The organism is Bradyrhizobium sp. P5_C11_2, from assembly GCF_054049755.1.
On sequence record NZ_JBFULT010000902.1, the window covers coordinates 1 to 1,833 of the forward strand.

General features: G+C 62.6%; 3 protein-coding genes. 2 read left to right on the forward strand and 1 reads right to left on the reverse strand.

Features of this window, described 5'->3' with window-relative positions:
- A partial coding sequence (locus ACXJL8_RS40075) for an NAD(P)H-hydrate epimerase (RefSeq protein ID WP_456686927.1) occupies positions 1-762 on the reverse strand: 762 nt, incomplete at its 3' end.
- A gap of 378 nt (positions 763-1,140) precedes the next feature.
- Here ACXJL8_RS40075 and ACXJL8_RS40080 point away from each other — a divergent pair.
- On the forward strand, positions 1,141-1,479 hold the full coding sequence (locus tag ACXJL8_RS40080; protein ID WP_007603495.1) for a P-II family nitrogen regulator: 339 nt from the start codon (positions 1,141-1,143) through the stop codon (positions 1,477-1,479).
- 153 nt (positions 1,480-1,632) lie between these two features.
- Positions 1,633-1,833: glutamine synthetase beta-grasp domain-containing protein (locus tag ACXJL8_RS40085; RefSeq protein WP_456686928.1), on the forward strand; the 201-nt coding region annotated here is incomplete at its 3' end.

The following is a 1,833-nucleotide window of genomic DNA, read 5'->3' on the forward strand; positions in this document are numbered from 1 at the left end:
GAGCCGCGCCGCGCCGGTGGCAGCCGCGTCGCCCGAGACGGCCAGCACGTGGCCTCGCGCGTATTTATGGCCGTCGATCCGGGGCACCGGAAAGGCTGCGCTCCAGAAATCCGGATCGTTCTCGAAGATCCGCGGCCCGATCTCGTCCAGCACCTGGGCGTCAATGCCGATGTCGGCGACGCGGACGGCGCCGCAATGCACCCGCCCCGGCAGCAGCAGATGCGCCGGCTTCTTGCGGAAGAAGGTGACGGTCTCGGTGGCGTTCACCGCCACGCCCATCACGGCTGCGCTGGTGCCGTTGATCCCGCTCGGCAGGTCGACGGCGAGCACCGGCGCGCCGTTGGCGTTGATCGCCGCGATCATCTCGCGCGCCTCGCCGTCGACGGGCCGGCTCAAGCCCGCGCCGAACAATGCGTCGATGATCAGCGCCGGCCTCCCGATCGCCTGCGGATTGAACGGGAGCACCGGATGCTTCCAGCCGCGCGCCGCGGAGGCGGCATCGCCCTGGAGCTGATCGCGCTCGCACATCAGGATCACCGACACCTCGCGGCCCTGGGCGGCGAGTTCGGCGGCTGCGACAAAACCGTCGCCGCCATTGTTGCCCGGACCGGCCACGATCAGGATCGGGCCCTCCTCCACCAGCGCGTTGGCGGCCTCAGCGACCGCCTGCCCGGCGCTCAGCATCAGCTTGAAGCCGGGCGTGCCGGCCGCGATGCTGAGCTGGTCGGCCCGCTGCATTTCAGCGTTGGTCAGTACTTCCATGCCACTTCCCTGGTACAAACGCCTGTTCGAGAGGCATCTTCCATGCCGATCCCATACACGGAAGAGATACCTGCACACACATTGACCGTTTGCCTATTTCGTAGTCTTCGGTATTTTGGGCCGGTCGGCACCACCTATCAGAGATGCTCGTTAATAGGCTGATAACGCTCCAATAATCAGGGTATTTGCAACTTGGCATAGACCCTGCTTTCGAGGAAGCCACTTCGGTTCGTCGTGCTCACTGGCATTTCATGAGGGTGTGGCCGGCCGCCGCCGGGTTGGTCAGGCATCCCGGTACAGCGAAGACAAGTTCGTGCGTGATAAAAGCGCATCCTGACGAAGACGTTGCTATTTGATCGAAAGGCCGGGAGGCGCGCAGTGAAGAAAATCGAAGCCATCATCAAGCCGTTCAAGCTCGACGAGGTGAAGGAAGCGCTTCAGGAAGTCGGCCTTCAGGGCATCACCGTGACGGAGGCCAAGGGTTTCGGCCGCCAGAAGGGCCATGCCGAGCTGTACCGCGGCGCAGAATACATCGTGGATTTCCTGCCCAAGGTGAAGATCGAGATCGTGATCGGCGACGATCTGGTCGAGCGTGCCATCGACGCGATCCGGCGGGCCGCACAGACCGGCCGCATCGGCGACGGCAAGATTTTCGTCTCCAACATCGAAGAGGCGATCCGCATCCGGACCGGCGAATCCGGGCTGGACGCTATCTGAGCCGGGTGCTATCCCGCATTTTGCGACACTCTGACAGGAAATAAGGCTGCTTCGGCGGCCTGATTTCGTTTGTGCGGTCGCGCAAAACTCGCCGAAAAGCGAGAATAATTTTGCTCATCTGGAAACCGACCCGCAGAGCCAAAAGGGGTATGCATGAAGACCGCCAAAGACGTCCTGAAATCGATCAAGGACAACGACGTCAAATACGTCGACCTGCGCTTCACCGATCCGCGCGGCAAGTGGCAGCACGTGACGTTCGACGTCGGCATGATCGATGACGACATTTTCGCCGAAGGGACGATGTTCGACGGCTCCTCGATCGCCGGCTGGAAGGCGATCAACGAGTCCGACATG